The organism is Massilia alkalitolerans DSM 17462, from assembly GCF_000427785.1.
Lineage (GTDB): Bacteria > Pseudomonadota > Gammaproteobacteria > Burkholderiales > Burkholderiaceae_D > Telluria > Telluria alkalitolerans.
In genome coordinates this window covers 1-16424 of sequence record NZ_ATYR01000039.1, presented here as the reverse complement: position 1 = coordinate 16424, position 16424 = coordinate 1, and the positions used below count along the sequence as shown (strand labels likewise).

Here is a 16424-nt window from a genome sequence, read left to right as displayed (position 1 = left end):
CGTACACCCAATAAGGTCGCTGGCGTGAATTCAAGCTAGCGACGCCCTGTGCGTGCACGGACTCTCAGTTGTATGCTCGGTGACTAGCCGAGCACGTCGGTGGCCTTGGCAAGGCAACGACCTTTTGAAGCAAGCTAATCCGTCCTTGACGTTAAAAGTAGAAAAACAAAATTTATCATGAGCGATACCGCTAACGAATTGCAACTCTCGCAGCAATGGGCAGATTTAGATGTGCTCGAGCGTGTCCTGGAAACTGACGATTTTATTGTTTTTATTAACAAGTCCGAATGTTGTGATTACAAAACGTCAGATAAATACGACGCCAAACCTCCAACTGACAAGGCAAAGTACGCCCGGCTCATTTCGGAAGCCTCGAACGTCGAAAACTCGCCGCATATTTTCCTTTCGCGGCACGACAAAATTGGATTCAAGCGTTTAATTTGCGAGGGCATAGCTCGCACACTTGAAAACGAGTACTCTGCAGCGAAGGCTGCGTACGAGGCAGCCAAGGCCTACCTTGAGCGACGCCAGAATGAGCAGTCGCGCGAGTGGTATTTATCCGCCGCTGCTATCACTACCGGCGCTCTGTTGCTGGTACTAGCCGTTGTTGCGCTCGTTTGCAATCTCAATCAGGTAGAGCTGATGGCAGGCCTGGGCGCTTACTTGGTGTACGTTGAGCTGGGATTTGTTGGGGCTTTGCTTTCTATCGTTTTCCGAATGGGAAAGACGTCTTTTGATTTTGGGGCGAAGCAGCGTCTTCATTACTGGGAGGCGTGCATGCGCGTCATCGTTGGCGGAATTGCTGCGATGGTTGCCGTGTTTGCTGTCAAGGCTAAGTTGTTGTTCGGGGGACTGGTCAATCCTGATAACGAGGTGATGTTTTTAATGTTTCTAAGTGTGGCAGCAGGGGCTTTGGAAAAGTGGATTCCGTCGCTCATCGCCTCAGTTGGAAAGCATAAGATATCGACATCCTCCGGAGAAGAAAAGAAATGAAACGTTACGCGTTAATCATAGGATATGCTGGGGAGGCCGATTCTGAAGGTTTCCTTCCTGGTGTTGAAAGCGACATCGTAGGATGGCAAAGCTTTTTGTCTAGCCCGCTTGGTGGGAATTGGCTTTCGCACGAAGTGAAGGTAATGATTGGCCCTCGCTTGAGCGAGGTAACTGCGGAATTGGCGAGGGTCAAGGGTACAGTCGATTACGCCTTGATTGCTTTTTCTGGTCATGGAGCATATTCGGAGACTAAAGGCGACACGTTACTTCAGTTGAATGAATCCGAATGCTTGGAATCCAAGAAGCTCGATGCTGCTAAAAAACAAACTATAGTCTTAGATTGCTGCAGAGAAGTCGTAGAGCAAAAAATGCAGAAATCGCAGGCTACCTTCGAATCAGTTACCGAGGCTCCAGCATTTCCCCATCCGCGTCAAGCACGTGCCGCGTTTGATGCAGCAGTTACAGGATGCGCAGAGGGTATAATCGTTATCAACGCTTGCAACATCGGTGAATATTCCTATGATGACGAGTTCGGTCGCGGAGGAAGATATACTTTTGCTTTTCTTGATGCTGCGAGAAAATGGAGTTATGACAAGCCGCTTGCAGAAAATAGATACGCTGCGCACTCAGTCTCTGCGGTTCATATCCAAGCAACGAAGACCTTAATGCAGGATACGCGTTTTGAGCAAAACCCTAAAATCATGAAAATGCGTACGCCTCCTTACTTTCCCCTCTGCGTTTGGATTTGACTAAATGTATTATTGGATTGCAATCAACGGTCCTGCTGACTACGCACAACTCGACGGGCTTGGCGACAATTATAAAGCTGCGCATGTCGTCGGGGTGCTTGCACAAGGGCTGACCGCTGCGGTCAAAGGCATCGTGGTTGAGGAGAAGTACGTCGATAAGGACTATCGAAGCACTTACTACAATTTTTACGCGCGCCAGGGCGCTCGCTATGAACGTGAATGCGTGCGCCTACATTTTTTTTCGCAGGACCCAGGATTTATAAGTGCTGGACTCGGATTCTCGTTCGGTGAAGCTGAGCTCCAGGAGTGCTATCTCGGGTTTATGGTGGTTCGGCCGATTGACCTGGAAGACTCGACGATTGGTCGTACTGTGCTTGCACCAAAGGCGCGGCGTGCAAGCCCTGGACAAATGGTTTACTCTGAGTTTGTAACTCACGTGATGGGCTATAAGCTCAAGGTGTGTGGGTTCCCGTGGATGAACCAGCATACGGACATCTCGGTATGTGCCCATACCGCGTGTTGGTCCATTCTTCGACACAACAGCAATCGATACCGAAAATATGCTGAGTTCCTGACGCATGACGTCACGCGAATGGCAAACATCCAAGACACTGGCGGTCTCTTTCCTTCTTCTGGCCTAACTGTGGCAGATGCGGAGATGGTTTTCAGAAACGCCGGCATGTTTCCCTGGACTTTGGCTCGGGATGTTACTGACCCGTTAGAGACTGAACACTTTTTCCGCCAGGTCCACGCTTACCTGGAGTCCGGGTTCCCGTTGTACGCACATATGGCCTCCCAAGAGCATGCAGTGGTGTTGATGGGGCAAGAAGCCTTGACGTCAATCTCGTCTACAGCGGAAGTTTCGTACGCATGGGACAATGTAAGCGCCTTTCTTGCCGTCGATGACAACTGGCTACCTTACGTCGCGGTCGGGAAGGGTAGTCCTACGGATGGCCTGGCTTACTGCATTGACGACATAGACACCGTTGTTGTACCTCTACCGGACAAGGTCTTCTATCCTGCAAACTCAGTCCAGCGCTTTGCCGAGGACCTGCCTGGCATGGCAGGTGTCTTCGACTTCCCTGAAGAGAGTGATTGCGTAATTCGTTACTTTTTAACAACTTCGGCATCGCTCTCATCTTTCATGCGAAGCCGGGCGTCAGAATTCGATGCTAACTTGGTCGAAGGAGTGATGAGCCTACCTATGGCTCAGTTCGTTTGGATAGTAGAGTACGCTACACGGGCACAGTGGGCGAACAAGCAAGTGCAGGTACGCGCTGTCCTTGACGCAACCGCAGGAGTGTATGATAATCGACCGATGTGGGTAATTTTTGACTCACAAACGGCGTGGTTTGTAGACCGAAATGACTCTGGTTTCTTGAACGGCGTTTTGACTTTGTCGCCGGCACCTCTTCCTTACTCCAGGATGAGCACAAACTTGAGAGATTTTTAACTCAGTCGCTATACATGCTATTTGAAGGAGGAATATATGCCACAGAACCAAGGCCTACAACTAGGCAAAGTGAAGATGAGGGCGATTGATGATGCTCAATTGACTCACTTTTCAAGGACAATGCAGGTGGAAACGTTTACGAAGGTAAGAGAGGACACTAAGCGCTCTCAGCGAAACGTTGAAGCTGCAAGAAAATTTGTAGCCCGTTAAGAAAAGCCTGCGAAAGCAGGCTTTTTGTTTGGGCGCTTATAACGTAACGTGCGGTGTCTATTTGCGTGACTGACTAGCGCAACGTTCAAATACCATTTCAAAAGTCCTTTGGCAAAAGTCAGCGGACTTTTTTGCGTAGAAGGTGATGCGTATGCAGTAGCGGGCACGTCATTTCTCGAGCTTATGGCTCCACGCTACATGTAGGATGCACATGCGCATATAATCGTTATCAAGTTCAGGATGATGCCATCACCATCGCGCCTGCATACTGTATGCTCGACGGTCAATTCTATGCAAATGGGGTTGTTCGATTGTCGAAGAGCTCAAGAGCGGAATATTTTAATTCTATTTCCTCGACATACCTTGCAAAAGCGATTCTGACGCACAATAGAATACATTGCTCTTCGATGAGAATCCCAATTGAGCATGATACGTTCGATGTCGAGAAGGTTAGCTTCATCAGTCTTGAGCTTTCGCAGGTGAAGCTATCGTGAAGTAAATCTCATGGGGCGAAATTGTCAAGATGGTAACAGCGGAGTAAGATTCATGGCGGCAATGGGGCCACCAGTTCTGGCGGAGTCGCTGCATGAGCTTGCGACTCTGGAAGCGGACTAAGGTTTGGCCAATGACGAGTTAGCTCTTCACAAAGGAATGGTATGTCAGGTAGTGGTGGTGGAGGTTCTTGGACTCCCGATAACGATGTTTCATGCAGTCGGCTACGCTTCAGTACACAGATTGCAACTCCCCAACCAGGGGCAATTCAGACCGTGCGGCAAGGCGATGTCCTTGATGTCAGCGTTGTGAACATAAACGGTGCGCAGGCGGTGGCGGTTTCCAAAAACGGAACCCTTGTTGGTGGTTTGGCAGGGGGCCTGGTCAACAAACTTCGTGAGTGCCTCTTGGGTGGCACTCTCTTCAAGGCGACTGTTGTGTCCATCAACGGCGCCCAAATTATGGTTGAGATTGAAGCTATCTAATATGACGATTCATGTGGTGGGAGGCGTGTACGGCGAGTATTGTGTGCGTCCGAATTGGAATGAGCTTTTTGGTTCGGCTGGCCGCGCGGCCGTTGCCTTGGCCAAGATGGATGCTGACGTAACGTTGCATTCATACTTCACCGAGGAGAGCGGCACGCAGTTCAAGGCGGACGTCGTCTGGTACGACAACCTCCAAGTGGTGGAAAAGCGTGCCGAGACACTCACACGCTTCCGGTACATGCACGACTCGGCTCAGCCAAGCATCCACGGGCGGCCAGCAACCCCAGAACCAGCCATTATCGTTAACGAAGCTAAGGTAGTCCGGTTTGGGATTTTGGACGGAGATGCGGTTGTCAACGCCGACTGGGCTGTCTACGACCCTCAGAATATGGGAACAGCGATACCGTTCGGCGCAAACGGTTCGACCGCAAATCATCTTGCCTTGGTGTTAAATGCCTACGAAGCCCAGGCGATGGCGAATGCATTTGGTCAACCCTTGGAAGACTGCGCCCGGATGCTAGCGCAGCAGCAAGGTGCCGAAGTCGTCATCATCAAAATGGGGCCGGCCGGCGCCCTCGTATGGGCAAATAACGAAGTTCAGACAGTGCCAGCATACCGGACCGGTAACGTCTGGAAGATTGGTTCAGGCGACTGTTTTGTCGCACATTTTGCTCTCGCTTGGATGAACGATGGCTGTACGCCATTGGCTGCGGCCGAGCGCGCCTCGCGCGCGACCGCTTACTATTGCGAACGAATGAGCCTACCGCCGCGTGATGCGTTGAACGGCTACGCACCGCCACCAGTTCAGCCGTCAGCGGCTTTCTTGGGAGGCGTGAAACGCCAGGTTTACCTAGCTGGTCCGTTTTTCGACCTGCCCCAAGTCTGGATGGTCGAAGAAGCCCGGCGTAACCTGCTCGAGAGTGGCCTGAAAGTGTTCTCACCAGTTCACGACATTGGCTATGGAAATGCGCAGCAGGTTGTGCAGCAGGACCTTGATGCCATCAAAAACTCGGATATTGTCTTTGCTATCGTAGACGGCCTGGATGCGGGCACGTTATACGAAGTTGGCTACGCCCGTGCTTTGGGTAAGCCGGTTGTGGTCTACAGCGAACGCGAAAGCACGGAAAGCTTGAAAATGGCAGAAGGGTCAGACTGCATCATTTGCAAGAACTACACTACTGCGCTCTATGCGACCCTATGGAAGGCGGCTGAGATTTGAAGACCGCGCTTCTCCTCTCCGGTGGCATGGACTCCATCTCGATTGCATGGTGGAAGCGTCCACAGATTGCCATCACGGTCGACTATGGGCAGAAGGCAGCTGAGGCCGAGAAAAAGGCGTCGGCTGCGGTGTGCGCGCAGCTTGGAATCGAACACCATATTGTGACCGTGGACTGTCGCTCGCTCGGCTCTGGCGACATGGCAGGTTCCAAGCCCGATGCGGCAGCGCCGGCAAGCGACTGGTGGCCGTACAGGAACCAGTTACTTGTCACCCTGGCTGCCATGAAGGCGATTGGCTTGGGCGCTACAACGCTTCTTATCGGAAGCGTGAGTTCAGACGAAGGACACCGAGATGGCACAACAGAGTTCGTTCGTCTAATGGACGACCTTCTGAGCTACCAGGAAGGCACTTTACGCGTCGAGGCACCGGCAATTGGCATGACTACGCAAGAGCTGGTCAGGACGGCCGAGGTGCCTGCTGCAATCCTTGCTTGGGCGCATAGCTGCCATAAGGCTAATCTGCCATGTGGGAATTGTCGAGGCTGCAACAAGTACAATCAGTCCATGTATGACCTCGAATATGCAGGAAAGCTTTTGTGAGCCGAAACCCCGCGCCACACCGGGCTACTATGAGCCTTTCAAGTGGCCGCGTGGGGCGGTAACCGGGCTTGAGCCCGCGGCTGCCCGGCCCAACGTCGACATTGCGCAAGTGCTTCAGGAACGCCAGTCTCGACGCTTGCTGGATGCACTTCCGGTGTCTGAGCTCGGAGCGCTTTTATGGCTCACTTGTCGAACCCATAGTCTTCGCTCATCCGAATTCGGGTTTGACCAGGAGTTTCGCCCTTACCCCTCAGCTGGAGCAATGCATCCCATCCATGTGGTATGCCAACGTTCAGCCGGGATGCCTTGGGAGCGGTACGAGCCACTCGAACATGCCCTCGTTGGCGTACCAGGTACGGAAGAACTTGCACAGAGCGCTCGTGAAAAGGCCGCAAACATCCTCCCAACAAGCGAAGCAGTTCTAGTGGGACTGGTCGCAGAGCCGGGAAAAACCGCAGCCAAGTATGAGGGTGCAGAGAGTCTCGTATGGCGAGATGCAGGAGTGCTCCTGGGTTATCTGTCGCTGGTTACAGAGACGCTGGGACTTGGTTTCTGTCCGCTTGGTATGACCGGAAATCTGTACTTGGCGCCAATCTCTCCTGCTGGGCAACTACATGGAGTTGGGCTAGCGGTCGTCGGTGCCCAAGTCCGCTAGTGCTAGACTAGTATGAGCTGCTGGTCAGCCTTTGTTGCACGTCGTGGTGGGCGCGCTTTAGTAGGTACGCCATTGAGTTCGCTCATCAGTTTCTTGACCGTCAGTGGAGATGTTGCCATCTCGTGCCACACCACTGCATCGAGCTCAGATGGACGCACATCGATGCAGCAGCAAAGATTCAAGAACAGTCTCTCCAACTCCAGGTAGTGGCGTTCGACCGTGAGGGTCGAGGAGAACAGTCCGACGGCTTGACCGAAACGGAGAATGTGCACATCCAGGATAGCTACGTCATCGGCGTCCAACCAATTTCTCGCCACCCACGACGCAGTTTTATAGCCAATACCTGGCAGCTCTCGCAGCCACTCTCGGAGGGCACGTCCGGACTGTATTGCCGGAGCCCCGTGGATAGCAGACAGCGCTTCCGCAAGGTATCTGGATTTTTGGTTTGCGAAGCGGTAGCGAACCTCTTTGCCGCCGACCATGATTGGCTGGGCAAGCCACTCCAATAGTTGGGCATGTGACGGTGCATGCTCAGCAAATGCGCCGTGTGCGCGCAGCTGCTCAAACGCGGCTAATCCGACCGCTGCAGGAATGCCGTGTCCGCCGAGCAGGCAGGCGCCTACTTCCTCCGCAAGAGTGCGTCCAAGCCGGTACTTCGGCGGGCCTCCAGACACGCGTCGATGCACAACTTGATAGACCCAATAGGCAGGAGTAGGAAAGGCGTCGATAGCGCCCCACAGGACACCTGGCATAACCTCGCTGTTTGGAGATGGCAACTCAACGCACAACGACCCAACCTTGGAATAAATTGTCGCTGTTTGTGTCATGGTGTGGTTCCGTGTTGAGGGTAGGCTTCGTGTAGCCATGATGCAAACGCAGCTCGTTCGCACGGGTCCATTGCGTCCACTTTACTCTTTAAGCGCGCTAGGCGCCGCTTGCTGTCTTGACGCTCGCGAAAGGTGGTACCTAAGTACCGGTTGTCGTGGAGGACTGTTGGACTAGCGTAGTTGAACCAAAGGGTTTCGGTACGCACGTCGACATGCGTCTTAGCCTGGAAAGTATGTTTGCTCCACCCTGGGAGGAGTTCGTCGTACAAAGAATTGTCGTAGCCTGATATCAGGACCATGCAAGGCAGGCTGGCCAAAATGCGTAGCAGACGCTCATGGTCCGCGACACCATAGTCGCAGCGGTACACCTTGGCGCGGCGCCGGGTCTCTGGCAAGTAGGGAGGGTCTACATACAGAAGCTCGCGTCCAGTAAAGGGGTAGTGCGCGAGGAAGTCTTCGGCTTGAGCGTGTACCAGCTGGACATCTTGGTCCAGCATCTTTGGCCACGCCGCCAGCACTGAAGCGTCTGCTTCGATTCCGATGTTCACTCGAGCTGGCTTTTTGTGACGCATAACAGCGCCCCCACCAAGGTGGGTCTCGATATAGACATCGTGAACCGGCATCAAATTGATGACGTGTTGGAAGGTCTTGCCTTTGCCACCTGGGTATCGCATGCGTACATCATCGTCAAAAATGCCGATGATGTCAAGTTGCGAAGCCGTTCGACGGCTCCCGCGTTTTCATCCGTGAATTCGTCGATTCACACCACGTCTTAAGTAGCGTCCGTAGAGGCGTTACTCTGGCGCAGGAGGAGGCACTACAAGTGCAACCGAACTACGTTATCGAGCCTGTAGTCCGCAGGCACCGACGTAGTCGCAGCTAGGGCGGTTTCCTCGACCGGGACAGGTGGGGTAGGCAGGTCAACCAGGTAACCTTCTGCGGAGAAGTTCTGGTTAGTCGAGATGACGAACTGATTCTTGCCTAGCTTTTTTGCCCTATACATCAATTGGTCAGCAGCCTTGCACGCAAATCGAGACGTTATCGCGGAAGCCGGCTCGAGATAGTAGACACCGATACTCGCGCCAAGTGGACTCTCAACAAGCTCGCCTACAGCTTCTGCGCGCTTAAGGAATCGTGTAAGGGCTGCCTCTAAATCCATGCGAGCGAATCGCTTGCTGACGATAACGGCAAATTCATCGCCGCCGAACCGTGCAGGAGTACCTAGTGGCCCTAGCTCCACGTTCAGCCAATGGGCTACATGTTTGAGTACGAGGTCCCCGCCGTCGTGTCCCTGCACGTCGTTAATCTTCTTAAAGCCGTCCAAATCAATGAAGACAACAGCACGTTCGTGCTCTGCAGAGATAGCACCCTCACAAAGCTCGTCGAGGAGTTCGTCGAAGCCAATTCGGTTTCGCAACTGCGTCAGGGAGTCAGTACGCATTTCCAGACCAAGCGCGTCCGTTAAGCGGAAGAGATACAGCGGAAGCACAATAGTGGCAACGGCCAACCCAAGGCGGATAGTGGGGTATTGTTCCCAGTAGGGAGAGAACATCAGTGCAGCGCATGTCAACACTGAGCTGATTGTTGAGGAGAAAACAGCATAGGTTCTGCCGTATCGGAGGCCGCTTCCAAACGTCAACAATACGGGCATCAGAACGAACGGCGCTGCTATCTCGCCCGTGAGGTAGAGCGTAGTTGCAAACAGCGCTTGGTCTACTGTCATAGTGAGAAAGCGCAGGGGAGCACCCCCAACCTTTGTTCTTATGAGAAGCCAAGCCGAGACAGCGAAGACAAAGTGGATTACCGCAAGCGTACACGCTGCTGAGTACTGCGGAGTTCCTCTAAATTGCTGACTGAAGTATAGGTAGGCTGCGAAGACTAAAGTCCAGCACATGCGTGCAATAGCTTGGCCGTGTTCTGTAGCCAAGCCAGGTATCACGAAAAATGGCGCGGGCTTCAGCTTCCGTAAGTGGTCGGACGAAATCATAGCGAGGGAGGAAGTTTCTCTGAGGATATTGTCTCACGGCGATGGTTGTCGTTGTTGTGAATCCAAAGAAAGCATCTGTTCGCCGTGTTGTTGCATGACTCGGCGTCCGATTTCGAGACCGATGAAAGCGAGAAGGCCGACCACTAAGACAAAGAGCAGCGCGTGAGAGCATTTCGATACCGGAGTGTCATGCTGCACTGCGCTCGACCTAGCGCCGGCAGGACGGCGCATCAGCCGGCATATGAACGTTACAAGAACAAAGCCCCTTAGGCTGCTGCTTAAGGGGCTTGAATCACTTTTTTGCTAGTTCACTGTCGCACTTGGACTGGATATAGCTACGTTCATACATGGCTCTTCTCTCGTGGCGGAGCATGGTTTCGTTCGCTCGTCTACGCAACTCAAGCTCGTCCGGAGGCGGAAGAGGTTCGCTAACTCTTGAGAAGTCTCCTTTATAAATGCCGAATGCTATGACTGCGACCATAGGCGAGCAGATGATGATGACCGCCGCTAAGTCGATTAAAAAGTCTTGCATGTCTGTCCCTGTATTGTTGACCTGACATGTATAGCGACACATGATAAATTCGCTGGCCAACGAGCACAGTTTCTTGCCTAGGCCGGGAATGGGCAACGTACACCTTGGCTTCTGACGTCCCCGTTGCCCGGGGCTACGGGGACCTGCGTCCAAAGCCAAGAGGTACCGTTAGCCGCTGACCGGTAGCCATTTGCTTGTCGCTGGCAGTTGGGCGGGAAGGGTGTAAGCCAGAACTGGACAGTAAATATGCTTCGTCGCCAGGCTGCTCCTCCTGTCGAACATGTCGAGGCAGTGAATGGTAGGGGACCGGTAAAAGATTCGAAGGCGGGGGCTACCTTTCAGCCATGCTGCTCAGCAGGCGCCCTTTATATTCGAGGTTCATGCCTTCCTTTCCTCTTTCACGAACTGCACAAACGCATCTGAGCCCTCCAGGTTGAAGCCCATTGATGCAGCTTCCTCGAGCGTGCGCTCGGCAGTCCAACCGTGTTGTTTGGCTCGACTAAGGGCAAGCAAAAGAGCGCCTCTTGCGCCGGTAGCGCAGTGAACCAGGTGTGGTCCTTCGGTCTGAGCAATGGCTTGCTCAAGAGAAGCAATTTGGCCTGTCGACAGAGCTGCTTTGTCGACTGGCACGTTCACGTAATTGAGCTCGTGCATTCGCACCAGGTTCGCATTCGGCGTTGCCGTCTCAGATGGCAAGCGTAGGTCAATCACTGTTGCAATTCCTTGTCGCTTGGCCTCTGCCAAGTCACCTTCGCTCGGCTGAGGGCCTAAGAATATACCGTCTTCAATTTGCTTGAAATTTTCCATGTCGTTCTCCGCGGTTGTAGTTCGCTCAGCCTTGAGGGCTAGCTGACATCTGCTGGCAATACTGGGCGAGGTTCTCGGGTAAGTTGGGTGGGCAAACACCGCATTGACGGTTGCCTGGCACGGCATAGTCGATGAACTTGGGGTACGGTAAGTTCAGGCTCGCCATGATGGTTTTGAATTCATCAAGAGTCCTGTCTCCTCCCAGCCTTGGGTTACGCGCCTTTTCTTGAGCGATGGATGAGACAAAGCGCTCTTTGTAGTCATGTGCCGGATAGACCAAGGTTTCGTCCGGAAGGGAGAACAATTTCTCACGCACGCTCTTGTACAAAGCGTCGGCGCTACCGTTCTGGAAGTCTGTTCTGCCGCAGCCGTCGATGAGCAGCGCGTCACCTGTGAAGACCCTGCCCGCAGAGAGAAATGCAAAGTGGCCATCAGTATGACCTGGGGTGTGTAGAGGGTGCAGGTTGATGCCGCCAACTTGAAAAGGCGTTCCCTCTTCGATGCCGAAGTCCACGCAAGGCAACCTGTCCCAAGCGGGGGCAGCGATTTTGCTGCCAACGGTCCGTTTCATTTCAAGCGCCGCGGTAACGTGGTCAGCATGTATGTGGGTATCGACGGTATAGGCCAAGGTCAAGCCGAGCCGACGCACTTCTGCCAAATCACGATGTATTGTTGCGATGACCGGGTCAATGAGGATGGCTTGACCAGTGTCTTCGTCACCAAGAAGATAAGTGTAGGTGCTCGACAGCGGCTCATAGAGTTGTCTGAATATCATGATGGCTCCTTGGGTGGATGGTGAACTGAAGGACAGTCAACATCAATATATCACACAATATATTATATTGTGATATAGTTTGTTCTGAAGCTTATCTCGAATGGACTCAAACATGGCGACACCAACGATTGACCTGGTCCAACTCCGCGCTGCAGCTGGGGCAGCGTGCAACCTGCTTAAGGTTCTGTCCAACCCAGACCGCCTGCTCTTGCTGTGCCAGATGACACAGGGCGAGTTCGCTGTAAGCGAACTAGAAACCGTGACTGGCATACGCCAACCAACGCTCTCGCAGCAATTAACAGTTCTGCGTGCTGAGGAGTTGGTGTGTACCCGCCGCGAAGGTAAGCAAATCTACTACAGCATCGCGAGTGCCGAGGCTCTAGCTGTGCTGCAGGTGCTGTATCAACTGTACTGCCCCAAGACGGGGGGCGAAAAATGACTATCGACTGGACCCACTTTACGCCATGGACGTCGCTCGCTGGAGGCATCGTAATTGGACTTGCGAGCGCGTTATTGTTGATGCTCAACGGACGAATTGCCGGTATCAGCGGCATCGTTGGAGGACTCTTGCGTCCACAGCGAGGCGACATTTCTTGGCGCTTTGCCTTCGTTGCAGGGTTGGTGATTTCTCCGCTCATGTTCGCTCTCGTAGCGCGGCTGCCTGCGGTGCAAATCGATGCAGGCTACTGGACTCTTATCATTGCCGGCCTGCTCGTGGGCGTGGGGACCCGGTATGGCTCAGGTTGTACAAGTGGACACGGCATCTGCGGCCTTTCTCGACGCTCACCTCGGTCGTTAGCGGCCACTGTCGCGTTCATGTTCGCTGGTTTCGTTACCGTTTATATTGTTCGCCATTTGCTTGGATGAGGAGCTCAAAATGAAATCAGTAAGCGCATTGTTGGCCGGCCTGTTTTTTGGCTTAGGCTTGACTGCCTCGGGCATGACAGACCCATCTAAAGTCCTTGGTTTTTTAGACCTGGCTGGAGCATGGGACCCCTCACTTGCTTTCGTCATGGGTGGGGCGTTGCTAGTTGGTGCATTTGCCTTCCCCTTCATACTGAAGCGACCGAAGTCAGTCCTGGGTAATGCCATTTCGCTCCCGACCTCTACCAAGATTGACCGCCGGCTAGTAGTCGGCGGACTAACCTTCGGTGTGGGCTGGGGGCTGGCGGGATTTTGTCCGGGACCTGCCTTGGCTTCGCTTGCGTATGGAGGAGCCAAGCCTGTTGTGTTCTGCATCGCAATGCTTGCTGGCATGGCCGCATTTGAAATCCTAGAGCGAGCTAAATCCAAGGTTGCAGTGCGGGCCCGGCCGGAGCGCGGCTGATGCTTCTAACGGTCGCACTGGGGCTTCTCGTTGGCATCATCATGGGGCTAACCGGTGCGGGGGGAGGCATTCTGGCTGTCCCGATGCTGGTATTTGGTCTTCATCTAACAGTTAGCCAAGCAGGGCCTGTTGGGTTGCTTGCTGTGGGAACCGCGGCAGCCGTTGGCGCCATCGTTGGGCTGCGTGCGAAGATTGTTCGCTACAGGGCCGCCATGCTGATTGCCGTTAGCGGCATCGTGCTGACGCCCCTCGGGGTGTGGTTAGCGCAGCGGCTAGATACGAAAGTGCTGAGCATCATATTTGCAGGGGTTCTGGTGTGGGTTGCCTATAACAGCCTCAAAGGCCTTGGACAAAATTCTTCCCGAGTGGATGTAAAGAACACACAGCGTCCTTGCATCCGGAGCACCGAGAGCGGCCGATTCATCTGGACTTCTAAATGTGCCCGTGCGCTTGTACTGTTCGGTGGTATCGCTGGGGTTCTCTCCGGACTGCTTGGAGTAGGAGGCGGTTTTGTGATGGTGCCGGCATTGCAGCGCTACACCGACCTTGAGGTCCGGTCTATTGTTGCTACTACTCTGGCAGTGATTGCTCTCATCTCCCTTGCAGGCGTGGCCACCAGTGTGTCGGCCGGGAAGTTCGACTTGGGTGTGGGTCTGCCTTTTACTGGGGGAGCCGTGCTGGGAATGGGGATGGGCACGCTACTCTCATCACGATTGGCGCCGTCTCACTTGAGAGTTGCTTTTGCTTTTGTCTGCCTTGCCGTCGCCGTGGGTATGGTTGCAAAGTCGATGTAGACATCCAAGTGAACCAATTGCTCCGGAGTCCCCGCCAGGCGCATCGGTTTCAGTTCACCATAACCTCAGCGCAACCACAAAGTCCGTTCACTTAGCAGTGCGATGGGCACCAAGGCTCGCCAGGTCACTCTTCATCGATTTTCGTTGGCCCACCGAGGAGATGATATACCTCACACTGAAGAGCGTTGGCTAAACGTCTCAAGCTATCGATTGAGACGTTCTTCTGCTGCCTCTCGATTTGACTTACAAAAGTGCGATTCACGCCGGCGACGGTTGCGAGGTCTTCCTGCGACAGTTTTCTTAGCGCCCTGTGCCGCTTGAGAGACTCTGAAAGTGTCGCGCGTACTTCCGCTTCGGTTTTAGGAATGAACATATGGGCGTGAGGTTCTCTCAACAGTTCGCAGATGTCCACGCCCTATGAGGTCACAGCTTTTGAGGTCACATACTTTACGGTCACATGATTTGAGTCTATACTCAGGACTGTGCCGTCAGCAGGGCGCTTCCAACTTGGTCGTCAGCATCAAGTATTACCGATAGCTGCGGTTTGTATAGCACCTGCTTCCAGGTCTTTCTAGCCTTCCGCTTTTAGGGACAGACGTATGTCATCGCCGCTCTTTTTGTCCTCGTACGTTCTGTATAAGTCGGCTCTGACTGCCTTCCTCGATACTCCTGAAAGCGAGCGTTCAGAGCTGTCTGAGCGCGACGTCATGCGGGCCTACACTCGGGCTACCGCTGAGTTGACGAAGAGGGACGAAAACGAATTTATTGAGTTTGCCCAGCGGGTGCTTCTCCTTCCAAGAAAGGCTCGCACTGCGGCGGCTGAGCGTGCACATCATCAGTGGAAGCTTGACCGTGCGATTGTCACTGCTGGGGGGCGGCTCATCGACAGTGGGACTCTTATCCGTGACGACGAGTTCCTCAGGAGGACCGGCATGAGCAAAGAAGCTCTGGTCGAAAAGCTGGCTAGCCGTGAAATTTTCGAGATGCCCCAAGAGGTTCATTACCTGGGCGGAGACTCATACATACCTTCCTTCTTTGCCGACCCTCGATTCGATACTAAGACCCTGTACGCAGTGTCGGGTTCTCTTGGCGCATGCAATGGTGTGCAAAAGTTCAGGTTCTTTACGACAGCGGCCGAGACGCTCGGCAATCGAACCCCTCTTGAGCTAATTGAGCAGCACGATTTGGAACCGCTTCCGCATGCGGTGAAAGCGTTCCGCTCGAGTCTACGGAAGCGCTAGTTCGTTAGGCTGCCGGTATCGAAGGCGACAATATGAATCTTCTTCATCAATTGCCAAGTGCAAACATCAACCCCTTGAAGGTGCGTCATTGACCAGTCCAGACTACTCGATACCCGACGACTTCCCTCGGCCGCAAATACATAGCTCAGTAGCGGGATACCAGGCGAAGCTGCCTCTGGTTGCCTCTGGAGGTCGTTTCTATCTTCCCGGGTATACGCCCCAGGAGTTGTACCGGAGGTGGGATATTTGCGAAGACCTGGCCCAGCAATTCGTGGCCAAGTCGAGAGAATGTAAGCTGGGCAAGAGGTCACACATGTCGGAACAAGCAATCCTTGACCAGTACTGCGTTCGCGCGATGAAGACTGGATGGGGCTCAGACGACGAGATGAAATGGGTTATTCGCCGAGCCGCAGCAATTTTGGGCTGGCCGGTACCTGCCTCGGCAGCCCAGGACAGCAATGCATGTAATCGGAATGAAGATAGCCCGACATGACCAAAATTTGCTACCTAGATTTCGATGGTGTTCTGCACTCAGACCAGGTCTACCTTAGCCGCGACTTTGGAATCCATATGCAAGCAGAGGGGCGTGGGCTCTTCGAATGGATTCCAATCCTTGAGGAATTGCTGGCTCCCCATTGCGACGTCTCCATTGTCTTGAGCACACCATGGGTGGCAGAATTTGGATTAGACGTTACCCGACAGGTGCTTCCTGAAGCCCTCCAGGAGCGCGTCATTGGTGCGACCTACAATCCTGAGAACTTGGGCTACTTCGACGCCTGGCCTCGTGGAAAACAAGTTGCATCGGACGTCCAAATTCGAAAGCCTGACCGTTGGTTCGCATTGGATGATGACCCCTCTGGCTGGCCAGATTCGTCCCGCGGTCACGTTATCCAAACTAACGGCGACACCGGTATCAGTACATCAGAAGTACAGGACGAGATTCGCCGCCTCCTGAACTCCTGGTGACCTCACGCGGTCTGCCTTGGGCGTCGTGCCTATAGCGGTACTGTACAAGCTGATGCGCCGTCAACGCGACCACACTCTACCGGTCAGTAGTCGCCTGGGGTGAATCGCCCCGGCTTTCGTGGAGGCCGGTTAGTGTGAGTCAGGCCGGAACAGCCTGACTGCTCAACTGCTTGTAATAGTTTGCCTCAGCTTCCGCTGGCGGTATATAACCGAGCGGCTCCAGCAAGCGGTGGTGGTTGAACCAGGAAACCCATTCCAGCGTGGCCAGTTCAACGGCTTCACGTGTTCTCCAAGGAGCACGGCGGTGGATCAA

Annotated in this window: 19 protein-coding genes and 1 pseudogene; 13 read left to right on the top strand and 7 right to left on the bottom strand. The window is 53.7% G+C overall.

The features are described 5' to 3' along the window. Positions 1–177: 177 nt before the first annotated feature. The 7 genes from YWC_RS0124570 to YWC_RS34245 all read left to right on the top strand — a co-directional run bounded on the left by YWC_RS0124570 (position 178) and on the right by YWC_RS34245 (position 6855). Entirely contained in the window at positions 178–993 is an 816-nt protein-coding gene (locus YWC_RS0124570; protein WP_027867756.1) for a hypothetical protein, read from the top strand. After that, entirely contained in the window at positions 990–1742 is a 753-nt protein-coding gene (locus tag YWC_RS32395) for a caspase family protein (RefSeq protein ID WP_084416581.1), read from the top strand. Before YWC_RS0124570 ends, YWC_RS32395 begins: the two co-directional genes overlap by 4 nt. 4 nt (positions 1743–1746) lie before the next feature. After that, positions 1747–3195, top strand: coding sequence for a hypothetical protein (locus tag YWC_RS0124565; RefSeq protein WP_027867755.1), 1449 nt, complete (start codon positions 1747–1749; stop codon positions 3193–3195). 866 nt (positions 3196–4061) lie between these two features. Then, entirely contained in the window at positions 4062–4382 is a 321-nt protein-coding gene (locus tag YWC_RS30745; RefSeq protein WP_156923879.1) for a hypothetical protein, read from the top strand. A gap of 1 nt (position 4383) precedes the next feature. Beyond that, complete coding sequence (locus YWC_RS0124560) at positions 4384–5601, top strand: PfkB family carbohydrate kinase (RefSeq protein ID WP_036215921.1); 1218 nt, start codon at positions 4384–4386, stop codon at positions 5599–5601. Then, positions 5598–6200, top strand: coding sequence for a 7-cyano-7-deazaguanine synthase (locus YWC_RS0124555; protein ID WP_027867753.1), 603 nt, complete (start codon positions 5598–5600; stop codon positions 6198–6200). The genes YWC_RS0124560 and YWC_RS0124555 overlap by 4 nt, the downstream gene beginning before the upstream one ends. Then, positions 6169–6855, top strand: coding sequence for a nitroreductase family protein (locus YWC_RS34245; protein WP_084416580.1), 687 nt, complete (start codon positions 6169–6171; stop codon positions 6853–6855). Before YWC_RS0124555 ends, YWC_RS34245 begins: the two co-directional genes overlap by 32 nt. 2 nt (positions 6856–6857) lie before the next feature. Here the strand turns inward: YWC_RS34245 and YWC_RS30740 are convergent, their stop codons facing one another. From YWC_RS30740 to YWC_RS0124530, 5 genes are all read right to left on the bottom strand, one after another. Beyond that, entirely contained in the window at positions 6858–7682 is an 825-nt protein-coding gene (locus YWC_RS30740) for an 8-oxoguanine DNA glycosylase (protein WP_036215919.1), read from the bottom strand. After that, entirely contained in the window at positions 7679–8356 is a 678-nt protein-coding gene (locus YWC_RS30735) for a DNA adenine methylase (RefSeq protein WP_036215916.1), read from the bottom strand. The genes YWC_RS30740 and YWC_RS30735 overlap by 4 nt, the downstream gene beginning before the upstream one ends. 143 nt (positions 8357–8499) lie before the next feature. Then, positions 8500–9405, bottom strand: a complete 906-nt coding sequence (locus YWC_RS0124545; RefSeq protein ID WP_169728155.1) for a GGDEF domain-containing protein — start codon at positions 9403–9405, stop codon at positions 8500–8502. Positions 9406–10579: 1174 nt separating this feature from the next. Further along, on the bottom strand, positions 10580–11008 hold the full coding sequence (locus YWC_RS32385) for a protein tyrosine phosphatase family protein (RefSeq protein ID WP_027867750.1): 429 nt from the start codon (positions 11006–11008) through the stop codon (positions 10580–10582). Between the two features lie 25 nt (positions 11009–11033). After that, a complete protein-coding gene (locus YWC_RS0124530; RefSeq protein WP_027867749.1) occupies positions 11034–11783 on the bottom strand; it encodes an MBL fold metallo-hydrolase in 750 nt (249 codons plus the stop codon). A 112-nt stretch (positions 11784–11895) separates the two neighbouring features. Here YWC_RS0124530 and YWC_RS0124525 point away from each other — a divergent pair, with 112 nt between their 5' ends. Genes YWC_RS0124525 through YWC_RS0124520 form a run of 4 tightly spaced genes read left to right on the top strand, consistent with a single transcriptional unit; the run spans position 11896 to position 13904 of the window. Then, positions 11896–12222, top strand: a complete 327-nt coding sequence (locus YWC_RS0124525) for an ArsR/SmtB family transcription factor (protein WP_027867748.1) — start codon at positions 11896–11898, stop codon at positions 12220–12222. Next, positions 12219–12650, top strand: a complete 432-nt coding sequence (locus YWC_RS32380; RefSeq protein ID WP_084416578.1) for a YeeE/YedE family protein — start codon at positions 12219–12221, stop codon at positions 12648–12650. The genes YWC_RS0124525 and YWC_RS32380 overlap by 4 nt, the downstream gene beginning before the upstream one ends. 10 nt (positions 12651–12660) lie before the next feature. Continuing rightward, positions 12661–13110 carry a YeeE/YedE family protein gene (locus YWC_RS32375; protein WP_084416590.1) on the top strand — a complete coding sequence of 150 codons (450 nt, stop codon included), beginning with the start codon at positions 12661–12663 and terminating at the stop codon, positions 13108–13110. Continuing rightward, positions 13110–13904 carry a sulfite exporter TauE/SafE family protein gene (locus YWC_RS0124520; protein ID WP_027867747.1) on the top strand — a complete coding sequence of 265 codons (795 nt, stop codon included), beginning with the start codon at positions 13110–13112 and terminating at the stop codon, positions 13902–13904. The genes YWC_RS32375 and YWC_RS0124520 overlap by 1 nt, the downstream gene beginning before the upstream one ends. A 124-nt stretch (positions 13905–14028) precedes the next feature. Here the strand turns inward: YWC_RS0124520 and YWC_RS32370 are convergent, their stop codons facing one another. Further along, positions 14029–14277, bottom strand: a complete 249-nt coding sequence (locus tag YWC_RS32370) for a helix-turn-helix domain-containing protein (protein WP_084416577.1) — start codon at positions 14275–14277, stop codon at positions 14029–14031. A gap of 226 nt (positions 14278–14503) precedes the next feature. Between YWC_RS32370 and YWC_RS0124515 the strand changes: the two genes are divergently transcribed. Both YWC_RS0124515 and YWC_RS30730 read left to right on the top strand, forming a co-directional pair. Beyond that, positions 14504–15145, top strand: a complete 642-nt coding sequence (locus YWC_RS0124515) for a hypothetical protein (protein ID WP_027867746.1) — start codon at positions 14504–14506, stop codon at positions 15143–15145. A 489-nt stretch (positions 15146–15634) separates the two neighbouring features. Then, positions 15635–16111, top strand: coding sequence for an HAD domain-containing protein (locus YWC_RS30730; protein ID WP_036215908.1), 477 nt, complete (start codon positions 15635–15637; stop codon positions 16109–16111). 139 nt (positions 16112–16250) lie between these two features. Here the strand turns inward: YWC_RS30730 and YWC_RS33105 are convergent. Continuing rightward, positions 16251–16424: pseudogene (locus tag YWC_RS33105) on the bottom strand (IS3 family transposase); the annotation flags it as partial.

Coding starts and splice junctions, on each gene's coding strand:
- YWC_RS0124560 (WP_036215921.1), top strand. CDS start 4,384: ATGACGATTCATGTGGTGGGAGGCGTGTACGGCGAGTATTGTGTGCGT.
- YWC_RS30735 (WP_036215916.1), bottom strand. CDS start 8,356: ATGCGATACCCAGGTGGCAAAGGCAAGACCTTCCAACACGTCATCAAT.
- YWC_RS0124530 (WP_027867749.1), bottom strand. CDS start 11,783: ATGATATTCAGACAACTCTATGAGCCGCTGTCGAGCACCTACACTTAT.
- YWC_RS0124520 (WP_027867747.1), top strand. CDS start 13,110: ATGCTTCTAACGGTCGCACTGGGGCTTCTCGTTGGCATCATCATGGGG.
- YWC_RS30745 (WP_156923879.1), top strand. CDS start 4,062: ATGTCAGGTAGTGGTGGTGGAGGTTCTTGGACTCCCGATAACGATGTT.
- YWC_RS30740 (WP_036215919.1), bottom strand. CDS start 7,682: ATGACACAAACAGCGACAATTTATTCCAAGGTTGGGTCGTTGTGCGTT.
- YWC_RS32375 (WP_084416590.1), top strand. CDS start 12,661: ATGAAATCAGTAAGCGCATTGTTGGCCGGCCTGTTTTTTGGCTTAGGC.
- YWC_RS0124525 (WP_027867748.1), top strand. CDS start 11,896: ATGGCGACACCAACGATTGACCTGGTCCAACTCCGCGCTGCAGCTGGG.
- YWC_RS32385 (WP_027867750.1), bottom strand. CDS start 11,008: ATGGAAAATTTCAAGCAAATTGAAGACGGTATATTCTTAGGCCCTCAG.
- YWC_RS32395 (WP_084416581.1), top strand. CDS start 990: ATGAAACGTTACGCGTTAATCATAGGATATGCTGGGGAGGCCGATTCT.
- YWC_RS0124515 (WP_027867746.1), top strand. CDS start 14,504: ATGTCATCGCCGCTCTTTTTGTCCTCGTACGTTCTGTATAAGTCGGCT.
- YWC_RS0124570 (WP_027867756.1), top strand. CDS start 178: ATGAGCGATACCGCTAACGAATTGCAACTCTCGCAGCAATGGGCAGAT.
- YWC_RS0124565 (WP_027867755.1), top strand. CDS start 1,747: ATGTATTATTGGATTGCAATCAACGGTCCTGCTGACTACGCACAACTC.
- YWC_RS32380 (WP_084416578.1), top strand. CDS start 12,219: ATGACTATCGACTGGACCCACTTTACGCCATGGACGTCGCTCGCTGGA.
- YWC_RS32370 (WP_084416577.1), bottom strand. CDS start 14,277: ATGTTCATTCCTAAAACCGAAGCGGAAGTACGCGCGACACTTTCAGAG.
- YWC_RS30730 (WP_036215908.1), top strand. CDS start 15,635: ATGACCAAAATTTGCTACCTAGATTTCGATGGTGTTCTGCACTCAGAC.
- YWC_RS34245 (WP_084416580.1), top strand. CDS start 6,169: ATGACCTCGAATATGCAGGAAAGCTTTTGTGAGCCGAAACCCCGCGCC.
- YWC_RS0124545 (WP_169728155.1), bottom strand. CDS start 9,405: ATGACAGTAGACCAAGCGCTGTTTGCAACTACGCTCTACCTCACGGGC.